At 48.8% G+C, this 531-nt stretch carries 1 pseudogene; it reads left to right on the plus strand.

The features are described 5' to 3' along the window. Window positions 1–531: pseudogene (locus tag BCT81_RS01295) on the plus strand (exonuclease SbcC); the annotation flags it as partial.

Below are 531 nucleotides of genomic sequence, written 5' to 3' on the forward strand. Positions count from 1 at the left end.
TAGATAACAGTACCAAGCTGCTCGCAGTGCGTGAGACCGAGAAGCTAGATGCCCAAACTCAGCTGACTCAAAGTAGCGAAGCGGTTGAAAAAGTGAAAGCCGAGCAACAGGATCAAGAGAGGATCATTGAGCAAGTCCGCCCACTGGACAACCAAATATCGGTACTCAAAGACAAGCATACCTCGGCAGTTAATGTTGCGAATACGCTGAACGAACAACACGCGCAGCAACGCAATCAACAGCTTGTGTTGGCGCAACAGATTGACGAGTTGAAACAGCAAGAAAAGCTGAGCGCCGAGTACCTAGAGGCACATAAGGCGGACCAACACCTCGAAAAGCACCTAGGTCAGTGGCAAGCTAAGGTTGAGCAAGTACGTACGTTAGAGTCTCAGCATTCACAGCAACTCAATTTGGCCAAACAAACCTATACGGCGCTAGAAGCTCAGCAAGCAGTGATTAAAAACGCACAGCAAACCAAAGCATCGCAAGATCAAGCTCTGGCTGAATTGGTGCTGGCCGAGAACAATAACA

This window comes from Vibrio sp. 10N.261.52.A1 (assembly GCF_002876325.1).
GTDB lineage: Bacteria > Pseudomonadota > Gammaproteobacteria > Enterobacterales > Vibrionaceae > Vibrio > Vibrio chagasii.